Below are 21,649 nucleotides of genomic sequence, written 5' to 3' on the forward strand. Positions count from 1 at the left end.
GCGTACACATTTACAAGATGCGGTGCCAATTCGTCTTGGACAAGAGTTTAAAGCATACTCTCGCGTACTTGAACGTGATATGAAACGAATTCAACAATCGCGTCAACATTTATATGAAGTAAATATGGGGGCAACTGCAGTTGGTACAGGCTTAAATGCAGATCCAGAATATATTGAAGCAGTTGTAAAACATTTAGCTGCAATTAGTGAACTACCGCTTGTTGGTGCAGAAGATTTAGTAGATGCGACGCAAAATACGGATGCTTATACTGAAGTATCTGCAGCACTTAAAGTATGTATGATGAATATGTCTAAAATCGCGAATGACCTTCGCTTAATGGCATCAGGTCCACGTGTTGGCTTAGCGGAAATTATGTTACCAGCTCGTCAACCAGGTTCATCTATTATGCCAGGGAAAGTAAACCCTGTTATGCCAGAAGTTATTAATCAAATTGCGTTCCAAGTAATAGGTAATGATCATACAATTTGCCTTGCTTCAGAAGCAGGACAATTAGAATTAAACGTGATGGAACCAGTACTTGTTTTCAACTTACTGCAATCGATTAGCATTATGAATAACGGTTTCCGTGCCTTTACAGATAATTGCTTAAAAGGAATTGAAGCGAATGAAGAGCGCTTAAAAGAGTATGTTGAGAAAAGTGTAGGAATTATTACAGCTGTGAACCCTCATATTGGTTATGAAGCAGCAGCTCGCGTTGCGAAAGAAGCAATCGCGACAGGGCAATCCGTTCGAGAACTTTGTGTGAAAAATGGTGTATTGTCACAAGAGGACTTAGAATTAATTCTAGATCCATTCGAAATGACACACCCAGGGATTGCAGGAGCAATTCTTTTAAAGAAAAATTAAAAGAAGAGGGGGGACAAGTCCCTCCTCTTTGTTTACAATATAGGGATGTTATACGTGAATAGAGGTAGGGAGATTATAAGTAAGTATACAGTGGCGTTTAATGGTTCATAGAAACAACATTAAGAGGAGCAGAAATATGATCAACACCACTTTTAAATAAAGAGGATTTATTAAAATATCCTATCATGTTAACAACAAGTTTACATGAATCTTTATAAATAACTATGACCAACCATGAATCAATAGTTGGCCATAATGATCTTAAAGACCCATATCTTTTAATCCAGGACTATGCTCATTTGGTATTTCAGGAAGTTCTGGTACAGGAAAACCTTTTGGCGGGTCAGTTACTGCTAATGTTCCTTTGTTTCTACTTGGTGATTCACCTTGGAATATTTCTCCCATTCTTGTTGGATCTAAACTAAAATTAAATTGTGCGTTATGGAATCCCATGTCTACATACTTTCTGCACTCTGGGTATTTATTAATATCATAGTTGGGCACAGGGAAGAGTTTCCCCCATTCAACACCCAATGTCTCTAAAGCTTTTGCGAAAGCATTTTGATGTGCATTATCACGTACAATTAAAAATGCAAGTGTTTCTCTAAAAGTTTGATTGGAACTCATTTCATAAATTCTAGTTTTTTAAAGTACACCTCTTTTAAGTTAGTTAACATTGTTATCGTGTCCGCTGTTTGGTTACTTAATACTTTAATTCATGTTTTTACCAATTAATTATTATCTCAAAATGAAAAATTTTTGAAAATAACTATTTTAGATGTGAGATGAAAATAGGGGATAGATACTTAGCATTTAATAAAAAAAGATAAGATTACGAAATGTAATCTTATCTTTTCATTAAGAATAATGAATTGTAGCTTCAAGGCTTCAGAATGACTTTTATACAATCATCTTCACGATTATTAAAAATTTGATAACCGTAGCTCGCTTCTTCAAGGGGGATTTTGTGTGTAATAATCTCTTTTGGATCAAATTCTTTATTTGTTATTTTTTTAAATAGTTCTGGCATAAAATGAATGACAGGTGCTTGTCCCATTTTAAGATTAATATTTCTAACCCAAAATGCTCCGAGTGGAAATGCATTATAATTGCCACCATAAACGCCAGTCATTTGAACCGTTCCATATTTTCTTACGGCTTTCGTAGCTATTTGAATAGGGCCGAGAGTTCCGCCTTGTAATTTCAATTTTTGTTCCAGAAATTCTAGTGGCGATTTTTTTCCATCCATCCCCACACAATCAATAACTACATCGGCACCACCATGTGTAATTTCCTTTAAATGTTCTCCCATATCGGGGAATTTTGTAAACTCAAATACCTCGACATTGTTAATCTTTTTTGCATAATTCATCCGATAATCTAAGTAATCCACTGCAATTACACGTTTAGCACCTTGCATCCAAGCAAATTTTTGTGTCATTAATCCAACAGGTCCACAACCAAGGACGATAACAGTATCACCTGGCTTAACGCCTGCGTTTATTACACTCCAATAGGCTGTAGGTAAAACATCTGATAAAAATAGTAGGGATTCATCTTCAAGCTCGCATGATTCCGGTATAACAAATGGAGTAAAATTGCCAAATGGAACTTTTAAATATTCTGCTTGTCCGCCTGGATGATTACCAAATTTCTCCGTATAACCAAAGTATCCACCAGAATCGTAATGAGGATTTGAGTTATCACATTGACTTTCCATTTCATGTTGGCAATAGAAACAATGTCCACAAGAAACGTTGAAGGGGATGACAACACGATCGCCTTTTTTCACTTTAGTGACATCTGGCCCGACTTCTTCAACGATTCCCATTGGTTCATGGCCGATAATGTATCCTTGAGGTAAGGGCATGTTACCTTGATATAAATGTAAATCAGAACCGCAAATAGCGGTTGAAGTAATTCTTACAATAATATCATCTTTTTTCTCTAACTTTGCATCATCAACTTGTTTAACTTGTACTTGATTTGGTCCTTGATAGGTTACAGCTTTCATCTCATATCTCCTTTTGGATTATGTCTCAAAACATAATTTTATTTAATCTCTTGGTGAAATAGAAATCTTTCTTTTATTTACTGAAGGGAATTAGGAAATATACATAGTGTTGTTATGAAAGTATGTTATATCAGTTATTCTTTCTTATATGTTTTGCCCTACTTTAAGAAAAAAATCAATTTTTATTCATAATCTAATTTCCATAAAAAGGATAATTATTATTTCATAATTTGTAGCATATTAAAAACATCGGAGGTGAAATAAGATGGCAAACAATAATAGTGGAAGTCGTAATGAATTGTTAGTTCGAGGTGCTGAACAAGCTCTTGATCAAATGAAATATGAAATTGCACAAGAGTTTGGTGTACAACTTGGTGCAGATACAACAGCTCGTGCAAACGGATCTGTTGGTGGCGAAATTACAAAACGTTTAGTAGCAATGGCAGAACAACAACTTGGTGGTAGAGCTAACCGCTAAGTAAATTGGCTTAAAATATAGCAAATATGTAAATCAATTTCTTTTGTGTATTCATAAAAATAAAAAACCTTATATTAAACAGATACTCACTCAAAGATTATTGATAATCTTCTTTCATAATCTTTGAGTATTTAATTTGTAAACTACTTTCCTAAACAATAAACACGCGGTGTTGGAAAGGTGTTTTCCATGCATAGTAGAAAATCTTTTGCAGGAAAAAGCATACTTAAAAATTTGATTTCAATATTGAAATCAATATTTATTATGATATTTTCGAAAGGTAGGAATTTAAAAATGGGTATATTAAGTGGAAATCCTCAAAATGAACCGTTACATTACGGTGAAGTATTTGACATTTGGAGCTATCTTCTTGCTGCACAGGGTGCGATTGCAAGCCATCAAGTATTTATGAATCATACAGGTGATGAAGACTTGAAGAAGTTTTTAGAAGGCTTAATTGAAAATGATATGAATTCGGAAATAGAAGAATTAAAAGCTCTTTTAAAGATTAATGGGGTCGCTTTACCGCCTGCTCCTCCAGAACGACCAGTTGCATCTATCGAAGACATTCCTCCGGGAGCACGTATTAATGATGTTGAAATTGCTGCTGCTGTTTCTGCAGGATTAGCAGCTGGACTTGTGACATGTAGTCAAGTGATGGGAAAATGTCTTCGAGAAGATGTAGGGATGCTATTTGGCCAATTTCATATGAAAAAAGCGCAGGCAGGTGTAACTCTGCTACGTTTAAGTAAGAAAAAAGGGTGGGTAGTTCCACCTCCGTTACATGTAAGAAATTCTGATCAAGCTTAATAAACAAAAATAAAAAAGTGGCATTGGCCACTTTTTTATTTTTTAGATGTATCCTCAAGCTTGGATTTATTTATTGTGGAAGAATCTATATATTCATCTGATATTTCCATAGCATATTTATCATGATGAATATGATTGCGATTTTTTAATTCATCGTCGTTACGTAGCACTAGCCTCTTCATATAAATATGGAAGAAAACTTCTGTTCCACCAATAATTAAAGCGGCTATAAATGAAGAAAGTCCAATGTTACGAGTAGCATCTAAATTAGTAAACAAGGATGTTAGTAACCAAGTTCCGAAAAAGCTTAAGCCGAAATCTGCCATTGTAGCAATCATATTTCCGTATTTAGGTAAAATGAAGAGGTCTCCGATTAAATAGGCAGCTCCCGTAAGAAAAAGAGAAATTAGTAATACTCTAGGAATTGAAATGCCTTGAAAGATACTGAGCATGATTAGCAATACTGCAGTTATCGCTGTGTATTTAATTAATAAGGCAACAATATGTTTCATCATTTTCCTCCATTGTTTAAACGTATATGGAATACAATATTTCATTAAAAACGGATTATGCTTTTATATAGCGTAACCCGTTTTAATCACCCCTTAATGGTAAGAAGTACAACCTGGGTAAGAAGCAGGCTTATACTATGGATAGTATTTGCGGAATATCGAGCTTTATTCATAAAGGGTAGTTCCATTCTTATAATAGAGATGTTGCCTAAGTACAGTGTTTTTTCATATTAAACTTAATATTCGTTGGTGTTTTGATTCATTAATATAAAAATAAACAAAGTATTTCCGCATTTAATGCATCTTTTTATCTATATATTTTCCGTAATCAGGTACAGCAATTTTATCAAATTCTTGAACGAGTGTTTTGAGGCTTGTTGATAGCAATTCACCTGACATTGGTATCCCATGTCCAGTAATAGCGACTAGAGGCTTTAATTCTTCTAATTTAATGACTGATTCTTTAGCTGCTTTCCAGTCTGTTGTTAAATAACGAGGGGGTCCGCTTATTTCCTGTTCTTGAGTTATTACTTTATACAGATACTCCTGTTTCACTGTAACAAAAGCGTCCCCAGCAATTAAAGTTCGGTCTTTCTCTCGGAATAATGAAATATGCCCAGGAGTATGCCCTGGTGTATGAATCCATCTAAACTCTGGCATATGGGGAACAGTTCCATCGATAGGTAGTGCTTTTACGCTATTTCCTAAATCAACCGGTTCATTAGGGAACAGGGGAGACATTTTCGCTACCATACCACCTTCAACTGTTGGATCTGGTTCAGGATAGCTTTGTTGTCCAGTCAAAAACGGTATCTCCATTTGATGGGCATAGACTGGAACATCCCAATATTTAATGAGTTCAATTATTCCTCCAACATGATCAAAATGCCCATGAGTTAAAATAATTGCTTTTGGACGGCTATTTGTACCAAATCGCTCCTCAGTAACAGAGATAATTTCATTTGCACATTTAGGCATTCCAGCGTCAACTAAAACAAAATCATCGGTATGCGGATTCCCAACAAAACATATGTTGACGATTTGAATCGTGTAGCAAAATAAATCAGGTAATACTTCGATGCCGTGACCACTTTCAATTGAAGTTGCTGGAATAAACTTGTAATCACTTCCATAATTCATTTCCTTGTTCACCTTTTGTCCCCCTTAATATGTTTCAATACGACATTATAGTTCCCTAATTTCTCAAATCCATTTTGGGGGATTTGAGAAAAGAATTAGTGGGGATTACAAAAAACAAAAATTAAGGTGGAGACATATCGATTTATATAAAGTGCAAACAGAAAATATTGATTTCACAAGTGTAGTTTTTACTATTTTTTGAGGAGGGGTTATGAGTTAATAAAAGGTTCATCTGAATATTTTAACGTAGGTTTATAAAGAATACAGAACAGTTTCTAATAGAAATTCATTAAATGAGGCGATTACTTGTACCGATGCTTTTCATAATCAAAGGATATTTAAGTTTTGTGATGTAATTGAGATTGATTAAATTATGCTTTTCAATAGCTATTAACAGCCCGTTCAGTGATACTAATATCTCTTACTAGCTATATGATATATTCTATTTTTTATCTAACTAACGCTCTTAGTGTAGCTGGTGTCCTTGCATTAAGTACTTCATGGTTTTTATTCATTTTCACATGTTTCATCCGAAAGAAAAACGGAAATCCCTTCTTTATTAGAGATAGGAAATTCCGGTTCATCTTTTTTATAAACAGTTCAATTGTATTTCAAATTCACATGATGATTCGGTAAATCACCTTGGATAAAGTAGGCTTTATTGATAGCGAATCTGTATTTCTTGATTGATTACCGCCTATTCCTCATACATCATTTTCCTCGTCATTCCACCGTCTACGACAAGGTTTATACCTGTAACAAAATCATTTTCGCTGGCTGTTAAATACAGACAGGCTCGTGCAATATCATCTGGTGTTCCTACACGCTTTGATAGGTGCTGTTCATGATCAATTTTACTTAATTTTGAATAATCTCCTGTTTCAATCCAACCTGGGGAAATAGCATTCACGGTAATCCTATCTTCGCTAAATGAGGCTGCGAGCGCATGTGTAATAGCAACGATCCCACCTTTTGTGGCAGCATAAGATTCTGAATTTGGCTCAGACATAATCGCCCTTGTAGAGGCAATATTCACGATAGATCCACCTTCTTTGTTATGACGCATATACTTTGCTGCTTCACGTGAACCCAAGAAAACGCTTCTTAGGTTTGTGCTTATTACATCGTCCCATTCTTCTAGCGAAATATCGTAAGGAGACTTGAATAACTCTTTTCCTGCATTATTAATTAAAATATCTATCTGACCGTATGTTTGATTAGCTACTTCCATTAATCGAATAATATCTGTTTCCAGCCTTACATCTGTTTGTACGAAAAGTGCTTCTTTACCCTGTTCTTTCATCTTAGTAACTGTTTTTGCACCTGCTTTTTCGTCTATATCTGCTAAAATAACATTGGCCCCTTTTTCTGCATAATGTAAAGCAATTCCTCTCCCGATTCCATTTCCAGCCCCTGTTATGATCACTGATTTATTAGAAAAATCCATTGTAATTACACTCCTTTTAAAAAAATATAACGTCTTTATTTTTTAATATAACATACAAAAATTATCCTTCTGCATAAGCAATAGTTAATTGATTATGCCAGTATTTTTATTCTTCACTAATAAAAGGAGTAATTATCTTTTTTTCATAAGAAGATAACACAATATTCGTTGATGGCGTACCATATTGCATTGAATCATCAATAAATTGTTCTAAACTTTCTACAGAATGTGTTGCTATTTTGACAATATAGCTAATTTCTCCTGCTACTCTGTAACACTCAAGTACATCTGGATGATTGTAGCAAAAGTTAGATAATGATTTACAATTTGTTGATTTAAACAGTATAAGTGCAGAAATTGGACGATTTATTTTTTTTAGAGAAACATGTGCATGGTAACCTTCAATAATTTGTTGTTCCTCTAACTTTCGTACTCGCTCAGTTACTGACGGGGAAGATAAGTGAACCGCTTCCGCTAAATCCTTCATTGAAATTTTTGCATTTGACTGTAATAGTCCCACGATTTTTTTATCAATTTGATCCATAAATTATCCAACCTTTTTTTATAAAATAGAATAACCTAAATTCTTTATAAAATAAAGAAAAACAATCAAATATCCTTATTGAACTTATTTATCAGCCTTCTATACTTCTATAAAATAAGGGTAGAAGGAGGCGGTTTACGATATGAAAAAGATTTTATTATTATTAGCTGACGGGTTTGAAGCAGTAGAAGCTAGTGTATTTACAGATGTACTAGGCTGGAATAAATGGGAGGGAGATGGATCAACCGAGGTCGTAACAGTTGGTCTTCGGAATAAATTAACTTGTACTTGGAATTTTACTGTCATACCGGAAAAAACGGTTGATGATATTCAATTAGATGAATTTGATGCACTAGCTATTCCAGGAGGATTTGAAGAGGCTGGTTTTTATCGGGATGCATACAGTAGAGAATTCTTACATGTTATTCAACATTTTTATGCCAAGCAGAAGCCTATTGCCAGTATTTGTGTTGCATCATTAACGCTTGGAAAAAGTGGAATTCTTGTAGGTAAAAAAGCTACCACATACAGTCATCCAACGAGTAAACGAAAAGAGCAGTTAAAGAATTTCGGTGCAATCGTACAAAATGATTTAATAGTACAAGATGGAAATATTATTACATCATCAAATCCAGGCACAGCTTTTGATGTTGCGTTTTTATTACTTGAAAAATTAACATCTAAAAAGAATGCTGAACATGTAAAGGATCTTATGGGATTTTAGGCATTTATCTTCTTATGAGTTTTTGATGCTTGCTAGAAGTAATGTGAAAAGTCGCCGTGCTCTAGTTCTATTTGCTGAACCCGAGGAAAAAGAAAAAGGGTTTGATTATTACAATACTTATAATAGGAGAATTTTTATGATTATAACACTTTTCACATATATTTTGTTAGGTTTATCTTTAGCAATACCCGCAGGTGCTATGACAGTCCAAATGACGAAACAAGGAATGAGAAATGGTTTCGTACATGGTTGGTTTGTAGGTATAGGAGGAATGACTGTAGATTTATCTTTAATAGTCCTGATTTATCTAGGGTTCTCTAGTGTATTAACCAATCCATGGGTAGAAACAGTTATGTGGCTCCTAGGTTTTATATTTTTAATGTTTATTGGAATAGAAAGCATTAAAGAAGCAAAGTCGGAAGTTAACATAGATGGAGAAGATCCTAATAAATCTTTATTATCAGCTTATTTATCTGGTTTTATGATTGCTATATCACCGGCTAATATTGTATTTTGGATAGGGGTCTTTGGCCCGGTTCTCGTTTCTTCATTAGGTAATGCAAGTACATCTACATTTATATTAATAGCTGTAGGTATTTTATTAGGTATCTTTATGCATGATATGATCTTATTAAGCTTTGTTCATTTTACTAGACGTTTTTAAATCCAACCTTTATTAAAAGAGTATCTATATTTGCCGCAATAGTCCTATTCGGATTTAGTGGTTATTTTGGTTATGAGTTTATAAAACAAGTAATGACTTTTATCTCAAAAGCATAGTTCTTATAAACTTAAATAGGGTGGTTATAAGGTAAATGAAAAAGATACGTATTTTAAACGTAACATAATTGTAAATATGTTATATCACGTAGGCAACCCCTCAGGAATTCATTAATCCCTGAGGGGTCTTTAAATTCTTTACACGTAGCCTCTACTATAATTGATGGTGTATGAGCTTAGCTCAATAGCGATGGGGTACTACCCGCATTTTAACGAAAATATACGCTAAGCAAATTTCGATATAAAAGAAGCCGAATTTTCTACTTTAAGAAACTTTCGGTTTCAATTCGTTATGACATTGCTCTATGTTGTTATAGATATATAATTTAATTAAAGTTTCAATTAGTTTAGATCATCAAAAATAATGTCTTTTTTATCTAAATTTCTTAGAACTTATATATGAGATGAATATTAATTTATAAGCATTAAATATTTGTGAAGATTTAATTGACGAACATATTTTTTGACTTTTATTGAAAGTGGATTACACTATAAAAATTTTAGAGAATGGCTATCTATATAAAAATTACATAACAGTAGCTAATATAAATCCATTAAATAAGACGATTACTTGTACGGATGCTTTTCATAATCAAAGAATGTTTAAGTTTGGAGATGTAATTGAAGTGGATTAGAGGGGGAGAAATAAAAATAGTTATCTCTTCCTAACTTAATTATATCATGTAAATCAAGTTCGAAATAGACTGTTTATTCGTATTGACTCCTGCTACAATCAAGAACACATGCATAGTAAGGAGAGATGTTACATGAGTTCTTTCGTTCTCGATTTTCAAGAAATAGAAAAAACGCAGCTTTCACTCGTTGGTGGAAAAGGTTTGAATTTAGGGGAGTTATCAAGCGTTCAAGGTATACAAGTACCCGAAGGATTTTGTGTTACAACGGTAGGATATGAAAAGGCTATCGAGCAAAATGAGGATCTTCAAACTTTGTTGCAGCAGCTAACAAAGTTGAAAATGGAAGAGCGAGCTCAAATTGGTGAAATAAGTAAGAAGATTAGAGAAGTTATTATGGCAGTAGAAATCCCTTCTGATGTAGTGGAAGCGGTAACTCATTATCTCTCACGTTTTGGAAATGAACATGCGTATGCCGTGCGCTCTAGTGCTACGGCTGAAGATTTACCGTATGCTTCATTTGCAGGTCAACAAGATACGTATTTAAATATTATCGGAGAAGAAGCGATTTTACAGCATGTAAGAAAGTGCTGGGCGTCTTTATTTACAGAGCGAGCAGTTACGTACCGCATGCAAAATGGTTTTGAACATAATCAAGTTTCTATATGTGTTGTCATTCAAAAAATGGTTTTCCCTGAGGCTTCAGGGATTTTATTTACTGCGGATCCGATTACTTCGAATAGGAAGGTGTTGTCAATCGATGCCAGCTTTGGACTTGGCGAGGCGCTAGTATCTGGATTGGTTTCTGCCGATAATTATAAGGTAAAAGAAGATGAAATCGTCGAAAAGGTCATCGCAACGAAAAAATTAGCCATCTATGGACGAAAAGAAGGCGGAACAGAGAGAAAGAAAATTGCTCCTAATAAGCAAAAAGTTCAAACACTTACTGAACAACAGATTTTACAACTAGCACGCATCGGAAGACAAATCGAAGCTTATTTTGGTTGTCCGCAAGATATTGAATGGTGCTTAGTTGATGATACAATTTATATAGTCCAAAGCAGACCGATTACGACTTTATATCCAATTCCAGAAGTAAATGATGGGGAAAATCACGTGTATATATCAGTTGGTCACCAACAAATGATGACCGATGCGATGAAACCATTAGGTTTATCTTTTTTCCTGTTAACGACAAGTGCCCCAATGCGTAAAGCGGGCGGAAGGCTGTTTGTGGATGCTACACAAAGATTAGCATCACCTGCTAGCAGAGATTACTTAATAAATACGTTAGGAAAATCAGATCCGCTCATAAGAGATGCATTAACGACTGTAGTCGAGCGAGATAATTTTATTACATTGTTACCGGATGATGAAAAAGAAAAGAGTGTTGGTAAAGGTGTGCCACCTGCAAGCACGCAACCAGAAATCGAAAATGATCCAGCAATCGTTACGGAATTAATAAAGAATAGTGAAGCATCACTTGAAGAGTTAAAACAAAATATGCAACTGAAATCAGGAGTGGACGTACTTGATTTTATTTTGGAAGATATTCAGCAATTAAAGAAAGTATTGTTTAACCCGCAAAGTATCGCTGTCATTATGGCTGGTATGAATGCTTCAACATGGATAAATGAAAAGATGGAGCAATGGTTAGGTGAAAAAAATGCAGCAGACACGCTTTCTCAATCCGTACAAAATAATATTACATCTGAAATGGGTTTAGCATTAATGGATGTCGCTGATGTGATTCGGCCGTACGAAGAAGTTATTGCGTATTTACAACATGTAGAAAATGAAAGCTTTTTAGATGAATTAGTTCAGTTTAAAGGCGGGGAAAAAGCTCGAGAGGCAATCGATGCTTTTCTAAATAAATACGGAATGAGATGTAGTGGCGAAATAGATATTACGAAAACGCGCTGGAGTGAAAAGCCAACTACAATTATCCCGATGATTTTAAATAATATAAGAGATTTTGAATATGGTGCGAGTAAGCGGAAATTTGAAGAAGGACTGCAAGAAGCTTTGAAAAAAGAAGAAGAGTTAGTAGATCGATTACAGCACTTATCGGGTGGAAAACAAAAAGTAGAAGAAACGAAGCGAATGATTCGTAATATCCGTAATTTTATCGGCTATCGTGAATATCCAAAATACGGTATGATTAATCGTTATTTCATATATAAGCAAGCGTTACTGAAAGAAGCTGAGCAACTTGTGCAGAGCGGTGTCATTCATGAAGTTGATGATATATACTATCTAACTTTTGAAGAGTTTCACGAAGTTATTCGCACGAATAAACTAAATTATGAGCTTATTCATAAACAAAAAAATGATTATAAATTATACGAAAAACTAACGCCTCCTCGTATAATGACGTCTGATGGAGAAATCATTACAGGTAAATATAAACGAGAAAACCTCCCAGCTGACGCCATTGCAGGTCTGCCTGTTTCGTCTGGAGTAGTTGAGGGGAGAGCTCGCGTTATTTTAAACATGGAAGATGCGAATTTAGAAGAGGGAGATATATTAGTTACGGCTTTTACTGACCCTGGCTGGACACCATTGTTTGTGTCTATAAAAGGGTTAGTCACTGAAGTTGGCGGACTTATGACGCACGGAGCAGTTATCGCACGTGAATATGGATTACCAGCAGTCGTTGGAGTAGAGAATGCTACGAAATTAATAAAAGACGGACAACGAATTCGGGTACATGGAACAGAAGGGTATATTGAAGTGTTGTAATGAAATAAAAGAACATCCGCTATTATAGTGGATGTTCTTTTATTATATAGCTGACTTATTTCTTTAAGCCAGCCGCATAAAAAGGTCCATGAACTGCGATTGTTGATAAAAAGCGAGCAATCTCCTCAGGTGTTTCTTTTTGTCCATTATTTAACCATTGTTGGATGACACCTATATGCGCAGATGCCATATAAGAAGTTAAGTATTCGCTTGGAACAAGTAAATTCTCCTTATTAATGAGAGGACCATTCGTATCTTCAAATAATGTTTTCCACATAAAGTCTTTCAGTTTTGTTTGGAAAGATAAATCTCCTTTCGGACTTAGTACAGCTCTCATAAAATCACTATTTTCATTTAGAAATGCAAGAATAGAAGTGATAAGTATAAATGGCATTGTTGGAGAAGGATTTGATCCAAGGTCAGCAATAACTTCTGGGAATTTCTGTTTAGCAATGTTAGAAAACTCGTACATAATGTCTTCTTGGCATTTTGTCATTAAATCAAATTTATCTTGATAGTGCGCATAGAAAGTACCGCGATTAATGTTTGCTTTCGTTGTAATATCTTTCACTGTAATGGCGTCAAAACCTTTTTCTTCAATTAGCTCCACCAATGCATTTCGTATGGCAGCTTTTGTACGAACAACACGCAAATCTAAATTATTATCGCGCAAAGCATATCCCTCCTTAATTTTACTCAACACATTTAGAAAATGTGTCTTATAACCAACACATTCACGATTTTTGATTATTGTATAAGGTTCAACTCGAACATATAATTCAAAATATAAATAAACAACACGTTGTTGGTTATTATAGATCGAATTAAGGGAGGAGAAAAGAAAATGTTTAAAAATAAACTTTTATTGTTATCACCAGTTATTGCACTACTTGTTGTTTTTATTTTTTCATTAACGTTATTTCCAACTGTTCAACCAAAGCCGAAAAACTTGCCAATTGCAATTGTAAATGAGGATCAAGGTGTAGAAATTCCAAATCAACCGAAAATGAATATGGGGCAAACGATCGTTGATAACATGAAAAAAACAGCGAAATCAGAGGAAGAACTCGCAGTGAAGTGGGTAGAAGTAAAAAATAAAGAAGCCGTTCAAAAGGGATTAAACAATAAAGAGTATTACGCGGCATTAGTCATCCCGAAAGAATTTAGCGCAAAACAAGCGTCGTTACGAACACCACAGCCATCTTCACCTGAGATAGAAATATATATTAATCAAGGAATGAATACGGCTGCATCAACTATGGCAGGACAAATATTACAGGCGATTGTTGATAATATGAACAATACTGTTCGTACACAACTATTAGAAGGATTGAAAGCAAAAGGAGATACTGTAACAACAGATCAAGCTGCGAAATTAGTAACACCTATTGTAAAGAACGTGAAAAATATGAATGAGGTCGGCAAAAATAGTGCGAACGGTAACTCACCAATATCATTGTTCCAGCCGTTATGGATTGCAAGTTTAGCTAGTGCAGCGATTATTTTTATTGCGATTAGTAAAATGCCAGTAAGCTCAAGAAAAGAAAACTTTCTGTTAAAAGTAAACCAAATCGTAACAGGAGCTATTGCGACACTTGTAATTGGATTTGGTCTTACATGGATTGCGGATGGGATGGTAGGGTTAAATATTTCGAACTTCACGGATACAGCTCTATTCTTATCCATTACTTCTTTTAGTTTCTTCTTAATGATATCTGCGGTACTTTCATTGGTTGGGCTAAAAGGAATCGGTTTATTCGCTTTATTACTATTCTTCGGGGCGCCGTTACTATCATTAGCACCTGAGATGTTGTCTCCGTTTTATCAAGACTGGGTTTACTCATGGTTACCAATGAAATTTATGATTGAAGGCCTAAGAGAAATCTTCTTCTTCGGAAAAGGGTTAAGTTGGAATACTCCTGTTACTGTACTCGTTTGGATTGGTATAGTAAGTATGGTTACTATATTAGCAACTGCATTCAAACGTAGTGTAGTAAAAGGGCATAAAACAGAATTGAATGCTTAAAAAAAAGCCGTTTCACTAATTAGTGAAACGGCTTTTTTTGATGAAATCTATAAGCTGAAGAATGAATATTTGCTGATAATAAAGTTTGTTAATTTTTCTGGCTTTTCCTCAATGTAAACACCTAATTGTTGAAAAGTGTTATGTTTAGAATTAAGTCGGGATCTCTAAAGGTCACGTACATTCCAGACAATCTCACCACGTTCGTCATCCCACGTACTGTGATGACGCTTAAATCCTATCTTTTCTAGTACCCGGAGGGAAGCGATATTCCAAGCACCTACAGTCGACCAAAGTCTTTGGCGCCCAGTAGCAATCGCCGCGTCCAGTACAACAGATGCCGCCTCAGTCGCATAACCTTTACCATGAGCGCTGCGGAACAACTCGTATGCAATCTCCGGCTCTTCAAGTGTGGAACGACCGATAATCAAGCCGCAGTATCCGATGAAATCGCCTTCGTCTCTTCTTCGAATAGTGAGAAGGGAAATGCCATTTTCATCTGCCTTCTTACGCATCTCAATAAGCCGGTTATGAACGGAGTCGAGGGTCGGCATGTCCACACCACGTTCGCCAATTAATTTCCTCATCCAAACTGAATCGGATTCCTCCCACATACTCAGGTCAAGTCGTTCGGTTTTTAGCTGGAACTCCATAGTTTTAAATAAAGATGGCATAGTGGAACCTCCTAATTATGTCACTTAACTCATAATAGCTTCGCACCGCATCATGTTGAACCAATCGTTGATTCGCGAATTTATTTTCCTAACTCCCGCGAGAGTTTATAGCAACAGTATACAATAGTATTATTTTATGCATAAGCAATTCCTTTGCAAAATAGACCCTTTTCTCAAACTTTTCTTTCATTCTAAAGCCGTCCCGTTAAATACACAGGCTCCTACTATTTCTAAATGCATAAAATGTTAAGCGAAAGTATGGGGGGATACGATGTATAATTCAAATTATTATGATTGGTATAGGCAAAATGATAAGTTGATAAGTGATATTGAAAAAGCTATAAATGGAGAGTATAGCGCCATAAGCTGCTATGCAAAATTAGCGAATATGGCTCCAAATCAAGTAGAACAAAAACAAATTCTTGAAATTCGTAATGATGAAATAAAGCATTTCCACAACTTTGTACAAATTTATACGAACTTAACTGGTAGGCAGCCGAAACCACAAATTACTGAAGACTGCCCAAATACGTATTTACAAGGATTAGAGTTCGCTATACAAGATGAACAAAAAACAGTAGATTTTTATTTGGAAATTTCAGATGAGACATCGGATGCACATCTGAAAGATTTGTTACGGAGAATAGCTGCGGATGAACAAAATCATGCGGTATGGTTTTTATATTATTTTGTGAAGTCGAAGTGAGCATTAAGAATGACTGATGTGGTGAATATATTAGAAGTTATTTTAAAGCGCAGTGCAACAATTGCATGAAAAACTTAATAAGCATAAAGAAACCGTTTCATAAGTAGTGGGACGGTTTTTTTTCGCGGTGAAATACAAGTTACATAGATATCGATAAAATATGGTAATTTAATTTGGTATATAATGTATGAAATGAAAACGAAAATAAATAAGCTAGGAGCAAATAAATGAAAAGAGGAATTACAGTAGATATTCCAAATGAATATGATAATTTACTTTGGAAAGTGTTAAAGCCAATTGATATTTCTTCATATGATTGGTGGGTAGGGAGTGAGGAGTCATACTTAATAGCACGTGGTGGATTGGATGAGGCATTATTTCCAGAAGGACCAAGTATAGTGGAAGGATCAGATTTGAAAACATTATTTAAAGACAATATATATTATGTTATTTTTGCAGATTTAAAAGCGTATTCAAAAGGAGAGGAAGTAGTAGATATTGAAACATATGAAGAATTTAAAGAGAGTAAGTGTGAATTAGTTTTACTAGTTGCGGATTGTACATACGTCACAATTTACGCTAAAGATCAAAAACAGATTGAATTGATGTATGAAAACGCAAGGAATCAAGGTTATTATGTTGAATACGTTACCGACGAAAATGACGGTAGAACGCGTTTATCAGTATGATAGCGATAGGAAAGGGGAACAGCGATATGGAGAGAAATACAGTTAAAGAATATACAATTCGAACTGCTACTGAAGAGGAAAGCGATAGCATTATTACTCTATTAAAAGAAGTAGCACAATGGCTACAATATAAAGAAGTGGATCAGTGGCAGTATCTTTTAGGAGAGGAAGCTACGGCTGAAATACTAGAATGTATAAGAGAGAAATATACGTATGTTGTTCTGAAAGAAGATGAAATAGTTGGTACGGTTACAGTTTCTCCTAAACAAAATGAATGGGATGAACATATTTTTGGTAAAGAGGAAGTTTCTAATTCATTATATATTCATAGATTTGCGGTGAAACGGAAGTATAAGGGGAACGGAATTGGAGAATGGATTTTACAGTGGATAGAAGAGAATGTACAACATGACAAAGAGTATTTGAAGTTAGATTGCGTGGGGCATAATCGTACGTTGAATGATTTTTATAAGAAAAATAATTTTGAATATGTTGGAAGTACGGATGGGCTTAGTAAGTTTCAAAAGAAAAGGAGAATGTGAATGCATCCAATTAACGTAAGTTTAGTTGAAAAGTTAATACAGGAACAGTTTCCCGAATGGGCCCATTTAGAAGTGAAACCTGTAAAGTTTAGTGGGCATGATAATAGGACGTTTCACTTAGGGGATGAGATGAGTGTAAGATTGCCAAGTGATGTGACATATGCACCGCAAGTAGAGAAAGAAAATAGTTGGCTTCCTATATTAAGTAAGGGGCTTTCTTTACCGATTTCTACCCCACTTGCGAAAGGAAATCCGTCTGAAGCGTATCCATTGCCTTGGTCTATTAATAAGTGGATAGAGGGAGAAACAGTTACGAAACAAAACGTTCGGGATTTAAATGAATTTGCGGCGGACTTAGGATCTTTTTTAGTAGAATTGCAATCTATTAATGCGAGTAACGGACCTTTAGCTGGAACACATAATTTTTACCGAGGCGGACTTATATCTATATATGATGAAGAGGCGAGAGTTGCTATTGAAAATAATAAGGATGTTTTTGACGAGGCATTATTAAAGCACCTTTGGAATGTAGCACTTAGTTCAACATGGGACCGTAAGCCAGTTTGGATTCATGGAGATGTAGCACCGGGGAATTTACTCGTTAAAGAGGGAAAACTTTGTGCTGTAATTGATTTTGGTATTTTAGGTGTAGGAGATCCTGCTTGTGATGCAGCGATGGCGTGGACTTTTTTTGATAAGAATAGCAGAAACGTATTTAAAGAAGTGTTACGTATGAATGAAGAAACATGGAATAGAGCAAGAGGATGGGCACTTTGGAAGGCGTTAATTACATATGATACGAATAGGGATAGTAATGAAAAAGTAGCAGAAGAATCGTATCGTATCATTCAAGTGATTGTGGATGATTATGAGAGGTAATAGAAAAGCCTATTTTAAAATAGGCTTTTTCATATGATTAAATAGTAGAAATGGAAAGAAGGAATATAACATTATTATACAGAATATTTAGATAATAGGAGGTGTCGAATTTTGAGTGAAATTGAATTAAAGAGTAATGTAATTAAGACAGGGAGAGAGAAGGGAATTATTCTTCGGTTTATACTTGCTAGTCTCGTTGGAGTGTTTATGTTTTTCGTTCCTGTTACGATAAACGGTGCATCGTCTATTATGATTGATCATATCGTATCGTGGATTAGGGCTTCGGTTCCAGGCGTAGTACCTTATTATGCATTGTTCGTTATGGCGATTGGTGCGATTTATCCATTTTATACGAAGAAATGGAATGCATCTATCATAGACATTTGTTTTTCTATTTTAAAAGTAGTTGGCGTTGTTTTTGGCATATTATATTGTTTAAAAGTAGGACCAGCTTGGTTCTTTGCGCCAGATGTTGGACCGTTTTTATATGAGAAGCTAGTCATATCAGTAAGTTTGCTCGTTCCAATTGGCTCGGCGTTTTTAGCGTTATTAGTCGGATATGGATTGCTTGAATTTATCGGTACATTTTGTCGTCCGATTATGAGGCCATTATGGAATACGCCGGGGAGATCGGCAATCGACGCAGTTGCGTCCTTCGTTGGAAGTTATTCGCTTGCCCTTCTTATTACGAACCGCGTGTATAAAGAAGGAAAGTATACGACAAAAGAAGCGGCGATTATCGCTACAGGATTTTCTACAGTATCCGCTACATTTATGATTATCATCGCAAAAACATTAGATATTATGCATTTATGGAATGTTTATTTTTGGACTACACTTGTTGTAACATTCATCGTGACTGCTATCACCGTAAGAATCCCGCCCCTCAGTAGAAAACCAGATACATATGTAACAGAAGAAGGGTTCCCAGAGCCTGTTTATAAAGAGAAAATGTTAGAACGTGCTTGGGAAGATGCGTTAGAAGTATCAAAGTCTGCACCGAGCATTATGAAAAATATTGCAGTGAATTTAAAAGATGGATTTATTATGACGATGGGAATTTTACCATCTATTATGTCAGTAGGATTAATTGGTATCGTCTTAGCGAAGTTCACGCCAATATTTGATTGGATTAGTTATAGTTTCTATCCATTTACATGGCTATTACAATTATCGGAAGCAGAATTAGCTGCTAAAGCCGCATCAGTTGGTATTGCAGAAATGTTTTTACCGTCATTATTAGTAGTAAGTGCACCAATTGTGACAAAGTTTGTCATTGCAGTTGTTTCCGTATCATCTATTTTGTTTTTCTCCGCTTCCATTCCTTGTATATTATCAACAGATATTCCATTAAAAGTATCTGAACTTATTATTTTATATGTGCAGAGAACGATTTTAACGTTACTTATTATTACGCCGATTGCTTATTTATTGCTTTAAAGTTTTAATAAGATAAAGTTATAAAAAAGAAGCCGTCTGTAAAAAGAGGGCTTCTTTTGTTTAAAAGCGGGATATTCTTATTTATTTTTCGTATACGACGTAACGCTTCTTAAGAAGATTCCTAGTCCCGCAAAAAAGAACCCTAAGCATAATAAGCTGCCTGGCGTTCCCCAAGTAATTTGATCTAGCATTTTTTATCCCCTCCCGTTTATCATTATATAGAATTTATTGGAAATTATCAAAAAATTATTTTTTTTGAGGGTTACTGATGAGTCTTCCTACCTTATACGAGAAGAATATATTTGAAAAGAATTCTTCGCTCTATATTTTTATATTATTATAATACGTTTTTTTGTTCTTGTGATATAGTAACAACAAAGGGGGCTTAAAAATGGAAATTATTCACGAAAGAGCAAAGTTGCGGTTAATGGATAATACTGATGTCGAAACTTTGTTTTCGATTGTAGAAGGAAATCGGGATATTTGGGCGTATTTAATCTCTAAAATGGATAGTGTGCAAGATATGCAACAATACGTTCAAAAAGCGATAAAAGGTTACGGAAGAGGTAATCAAATACCTTTCGTAACCGTAGATCAACAGTCGAATAAGATTGTAGGAAGTACACGTTTATATAATATTTCAGTAGAAGATAAGACAGTTGAGTTAGGGCAAACGTGGTATCATCCGAGTGTACAACGTACGAGTATAAATACAGAGTGTAAGTATATGCTTCTCCAGTATGCTTTTGAAAAACTGCATATGCTGAGAGTGCAAATTAAGACGGATGCAAGAAATGAAAAAGCACAACGAGCAATTGAAAGATTAGGCGCAGTAAAAGAAGGTGTGCTTAGAAATGAAAGAAAATTACCGAATGGTTATGTGAGAGATGCGGTGGTGTACAGTATTATCTCGAGTGAATGGCCAGGCGTAAAAGAACAATTGTTAGAAAAATTAGAGTTATATAAAGAAAAGTTATAATTCGTGTTTTGAAAGGTATATTGTTCGTGAGACATGAAAAATATACCTTTTTTCTTACAAAATGCTACTTTATTTTAATTCCTTTTGTTTCATCGTTCCCTTCTGAGAAAAAATTCGTTACAATGTAGTTGTATGGTAATAAACTTAGGAATTTAAAAAATGTAATGAAAACCGCAAATGAAAATGAATTGATAATCCTCAATTTTAAATGAAAACCCTTTTATACATAAATAACAAGTAAAGTTCCTTCTTTTAAATAAACTCAAACAAAACGATTTGATATAAATGTTTTTATAGAAGTATGGATGATGTACGGAGGCAATTACAAATGAAAGAAAATAAGAAGAGTAAGAAAAGACGAATCTTTCAAGTATTTTTACTAATGATTTGTTCTGCTATTTTATATGTAAGTTATGCAGCTTACGATATTTGGAGTTATCGTTTTAAAGCAAATGATGACGTGAAAACGGATGCTGGTATCGTACTAGGAGCAGCTTCGTGGAACGGAAAACCATCTCCTGTATTTAAAGAAAGAATTAATCATGCGATTTCTTTATATAAGAACGGAAATATTAAAAAGATTATTTTTACAGGTGGTACAAAGTTCGAGGCAGAACTTGAGGAAGCACGTACTGCAAGAGTATATGCAATGAAACAAGGTGTAAAAGAGGAAGATATTTTAATTGAAACTAAATCCCTTTTCACTGAAGAAAATTTAAAAAATGCGAAGCAAGTTGGAATAGAGAACGGAATACGCACATACACGATTGTAAGTGATCCACTTCATATGAAACGCGCAATGAGAATTGCAAAACATATTAATATTGAAGCGTATGCTTCACCAACGCCGACATCAGCATATAAAACGTTAGACACAGAAATTCCATTCTTCTTTAAAGAATTATTCTCGTATATTGGATATGTAACCTCTTTGCCATTAAAGGCATTGAAGGGAGATTAACATAAGAAAAGAACCTATCCTTAAATAGGAACTTTTCTTATTAGTCAAAAACATTGTATTTTTAT

At 34.8% G+C, this 21,649-nt stretch carries 21 protein-coding genes and 2 pseudogenes; 15 read left to right on the plus strand and 8 right to left on the minus strand.

The window, feature by feature from the left end:
• The coding region (locus ACK1U5_RS03000) for a lyase family protein (RefSeq protein WP_448814765.1) at positions 1 to 868 on the plus strand (868 nt) is incomplete at its 5' end.
• 261 nt (positions 869 to 1,129) lie between these two features.
• Here ACK1U5_RS03000 and ACK1U5_RS03005 read toward each other — a convergent pair.
• Positions 1,130 to 1,513 (minus strand): annotated as a pseudogene (locus ACK1U5_RS03005) (manganese catalase family protein); the annotation flags it as partial.
• Between the two features lie 235 nt (positions 1,514 to 1,748).
• Entirely contained in the window at positions 1,749 to 2,882 is a 1,134-nt protein-coding gene (locus ACK1U5_RS03010) for a zinc-dependent alcohol dehydrogenase (RefSeq protein WP_000649093.1), read from the minus strand.
• Between the two features lie 265 nt (positions 2,883 to 3,147).
• Here ACK1U5_RS03010 and sasP point away from each other — a divergent pair, with 265 nt between their 5' ends.
• Together sasP and ACK1U5_RS03020 are read left to right on the plus strand one after the other, a co-directional pair.
• A complete protein-coding gene (gene sasP, locus ACK1U5_RS03015; RefSeq protein ID WP_000002840.1) occupies positions 3,148 to 3,360 on the plus strand; it encodes a small acid-soluble spore protein, SasP family in 213 nt (70 codons plus the stop codon).
• 294 nt (positions 3,361 to 3,654) lie between these two features.
• On the plus strand, positions 3,655 to 4,170 hold the full coding sequence (locus tag ACK1U5_RS03020; RefSeq protein ID WP_002101091.1) for a DUF3231 family protein: 516 nt from the start codon (positions 3,655 to 3,657) through the stop codon (positions 4,168 to 4,170).
• Between the two features lie 35 nt (positions 4,171 to 4,205).
• Here the strand turns inward: ACK1U5_RS03020 and ACK1U5_RS03025 are convergent, their stop codons facing one another.
• The 4 genes from ACK1U5_RS03025 to ACK1U5_RS03040 form a co-directional block, all read right to left on the minus strand.
• Positions 4,206 to 4,682, minus strand: a complete 477-nt coding sequence (locus ACK1U5_RS03025; RefSeq protein ID WP_000680670.1) for a YndM family protein — start codon at positions 4,680 to 4,682, stop codon at positions 4,206 to 4,208.
• Between the two features lie 294 nt (positions 4,683 to 4,976).
• Complete coding sequence (locus ACK1U5_RS03030; protein ID WP_087875529.1) at positions 4,977 to 5,834, minus strand: MBL fold metallo-hydrolase; 858 nt, start codon at positions 5,832 to 5,834, stop codon at positions 4,977 to 4,979.
• A 685-nt stretch (positions 5,835 to 6,519) separates the two neighbouring features.
• Positions 6,520 to 7,269, minus strand: coding sequence for a glucose 1-dehydrogenase (locus ACK1U5_RS03035; RefSeq protein ID WP_000347901.1), 750 nt, complete (start codon positions 7,267 to 7,269; stop codon positions 6,520 to 6,522).
• Positions 7,270 to 7,375: 106 nt separating this feature from the next.
• On the minus strand, positions 7,376 to 7,813 hold the full coding sequence (locus ACK1U5_RS03040; RefSeq protein ID WP_000372089.1) for an Lrp/AsnC family transcriptional regulator: 438 nt from the start codon (positions 7,811 to 7,813) through the stop codon (positions 7,376 to 7,378).
• Between the two features lie 142 nt (positions 7,814 to 7,955).
• Here ACK1U5_RS03040 and ACK1U5_RS03045 point away from each other — a divergent pair, with 142 nt between their 5' ends.
• From ACK1U5_RS03045 to ppsA, 4 genes and pseudogenes are all read left to right on the plus strand, one after another.
• On the plus strand, positions 7,956 to 8,537 hold the full coding sequence (locus tag ACK1U5_RS03045; protein ID WP_000722336.1) for a DJ-1/PfpI family protein: 582 nt from the start codon (positions 7,956 to 7,958) through the stop codon (positions 8,535 to 8,537).
• 136 nt (positions 8,538 to 8,673) lie between these two features.
• Positions 8,674 to 9,317 (plus strand): annotated as a pseudogene (locus ACK1U5_RS03050) (LysE family translocator).
• A 473-nt stretch (positions 9,318 to 9,790) separates the two neighbouring features.
• Positions 9,791 to 9,952, plus strand: a complete 162-nt coding sequence (locus ACK1U5_RS03055; protein ID WP_015382330.1) for a YolD-like family protein — start codon at positions 9,791 to 9,793, stop codon at positions 9,950 to 9,952.
• A gap of 132 nt (positions 9,953 to 10,084) precedes the next feature.
• The gene (gene ppsA, locus ACK1U5_RS03060) at positions 10,085 to 12,691 is read left to right on the plus strand and encodes a phosphoenolpyruvate synthase (RefSeq protein WP_087875528.1); all 2,607 of its coding nucleotides are present in this window, start codon (positions 10,085 to 10,087) and stop codon (positions 12,689 to 12,691) included.
• 55 nt (positions 12,692 to 12,746) lie between these two features.
• Here the strand turns inward: ppsA and ACK1U5_RS03065 are convergent, their stop codons facing one another.
• Positions 12,747 to 13,364, minus strand: coding sequence for a TetR/AcrR family transcriptional regulator (locus tag ACK1U5_RS03065; RefSeq protein ID WP_048568571.1), 618 nt, complete (start codon positions 13,362 to 13,364; stop codon positions 12,747 to 12,749).
• Positions 13,365 to 13,535: 171 nt separating this feature from the next.
• On the opposite strand from ACK1U5_RS03065, the gene ACK1U5_RS03070 reads away from it, so the two are divergent.
• Positions 13,536 to 14,717, plus strand: coding sequence for a YhgE/Pip domain-containing protein (locus ACK1U5_RS03070; protein WP_087875527.1), 1,182 nt, complete (start codon positions 13,536 to 13,538; stop codon positions 14,715 to 14,717).
• Positions 14,718 to 14,881: 164 nt separating this feature from the next.
• On the opposite strand, the gene ACK1U5_RS03075 is transcribed toward ACK1U5_RS03070, so the two are convergent.
• Positions 14,882 to 15,388, minus strand: coding sequence for a GNAT family N-acetyltransferase (locus tag ACK1U5_RS03075; RefSeq protein WP_087875526.1), 507 nt, complete (start codon positions 15,386 to 15,388; stop codon positions 14,882 to 14,884).
• A gap of 271 nt (positions 15,389 to 15,659) precedes the next feature.
• On the opposite strand from ACK1U5_RS03075, the gene ACK1U5_RS03080 reads away from it, so the two are divergent.
• From ACK1U5_RS03080 to ACK1U5_RS03110, 7 genes are all read left to right on the plus strand, one after another.
• Entirely contained in the window at positions 15,660 to 16,094 is a 435-nt protein-coding gene (locus ACK1U5_RS03080; protein ID WP_087875525.1) for a ferritin-like domain-containing protein, read from the plus strand.
• Between the two features lie 227 nt (positions 16,095 to 16,321).
• The gene (locus ACK1U5_RS03085) at positions 16,322 to 16,783 is read left to right on the plus strand and encodes a DUF2691 family protein (protein ID WP_448814766.1); all 462 of its coding nucleotides are present in this window, start codon (positions 16,322 to 16,324) and stop codon (positions 16,781 to 16,783) included.
• Positions 16,784 to 16,809: 26 nt separating this feature from the next.
• Complete coding sequence (locus ACK1U5_RS03090; RefSeq protein WP_000440851.1) at positions 16,810 to 17,325, plus strand: GNAT family N-acetyltransferase; 516 nt, start codon at positions 16,810 to 16,812, stop codon at positions 17,323 to 17,325.
• Entirely contained in the window at positions 17,326 to 18,204 is an 879-nt protein-coding gene (locus ACK1U5_RS03095; protein WP_048568574.1) for an aminoglycoside phosphotransferase family protein, read from the plus strand.
• A 111-nt stretch (positions 18,205 to 18,315) separates the two neighbouring features.
• Positions 18,316 to 19,644, plus strand: coding sequence for a YjiH family protein (locus ACK1U5_RS03100; protein WP_113710659.1), 1,329 nt, complete (start codon positions 18,316 to 18,318; stop codon positions 19,642 to 19,644).
• A 391-nt stretch (positions 19,645 to 20,035) separates the two neighbouring features.
• A complete protein-coding gene (locus ACK1U5_RS03105; protein ID WP_000402584.1) occupies positions 20,036 to 20,623 on the plus strand; it encodes a GNAT family N-acetyltransferase in 588 nt (195 codons plus the stop codon).
• A 328-nt stretch (positions 20,624 to 20,951) separates the two neighbouring features.
• Positions 20,952 to 21,584 (plus strand): YdcF family protein, encoded by a 633-nt coding sequence (locus tag ACK1U5_RS03110; RefSeq protein ID WP_000662216.1) that lies wholly within the window; start codon positions 20,952 to 20,954, stop codon positions 21,582 to 21,584.
• Positions 21,585 to 21,649: the final 65 nt, after the last annotated feature.

It is taken from the genome of Bacillus sp. XB1, from assembly GCF_053557995.1.

Coding starts and splice junctions, on each gene's coding strand:
- ACK1U5_RS03010 (WP_000649093.1), bottom strand. CDS start 2,882: ATGAAAGCTGTAACCTATCAAGGACCAAATCAAGTACAAGTTAAACAA.
- sasP (WP_000002840.1), top strand. CDS start 3,148: ATGGCAAACAATAATAGTGGAAGTCGTAATGAATTGTTAGTTCGAGGT.
- ACK1U5_RS03020 (WP_002101091.1), top strand. CDS start 3,655: ATGGGTATATTAAGTGGAAATCCTCAAAATGAACCGTTACATTACGGT.
- ACK1U5_RS03025 (WP_000680670.1), bottom strand. CDS start 4,682: ATGAAACATATTGTTGCCTTATTAATTAAATACACAGCGATAACTGCA.
- ACK1U5_RS03035 (WP_000347901.1), bottom strand. CDS start 7,269: ATGGATTTTTCTAATAAATCAGTGATCATAACAGGGGCTGGAAATGGA.
- ACK1U5_RS03040 (WP_000372089.1), bottom strand. CDS start 7,813: ATGGATCAAATTGATAAAAAAATCGTGGGACTATTACAGTCAAATGCA.
- ACK1U5_RS03045 (WP_000722336.1), top strand. CDS start 7,956: ATGAAAAAGATTTTATTATTATTAGCTGACGGGTTTGAAGCAGTAGAA.
- ppsA (WP_087875528.1), top strand. CDS start 10,085: ATGAGTTCTTTCGTTCTCGATTTTCAAGAAATAGAAAAAACGCAGCTT.
- ACK1U5_RS03070 (WP_087875527.1), top strand. CDS start 13,536: ATGTTTAAAAATAAACTTTTATTGTTATCACCAGTTATTGCACTACTT.
- ACK1U5_RS03075 (WP_087875526.1), bottom strand. CDS start 15,388: ATGCCATCTTTATTTAAAACTATGGAGTTCCAGCTAAAAACCGAACGA.
- ACK1U5_RS03080 (WP_087875525.1), top strand. CDS start 15,660: ATGTATAATTCAAATTATTATGATTGGTATAGGCAAAATGATAAGTTG.
- ACK1U5_RS03085 (WP_448814766.1), top strand. CDS start 16,322: ATGAAAAGAGGAATTACAGTAGATATTCCAAATGAATATGATAATTTA.
- ACK1U5_RS03090 (WP_000440851.1), top strand. CDS start 16,810: ATGGAGAGAAATACAGTTAAAGAATATACAATTCGAACTGCTACTGAA.
- ACK1U5_RS03095 (WP_048568574.1), top strand. CDS start 17,326: ATGCATCCAATTAACGTAAGTTTAGTTGAAAAGTTAATACAGGAACAG.
- ACK1U5_RS03105 (WP_000402584.1), top strand. CDS start 20,036: ATGGAAATTATTCACGAAAGAGCAAAGTTGCGGTTAATGGATAATACT.
- ACK1U5_RS03110 (WP_000662216.1), top strand. CDS start 20,952: ATGAAAGAAAATAAGAAGAGTAAGAAAAGACGAATCTTTCAAGTATTT.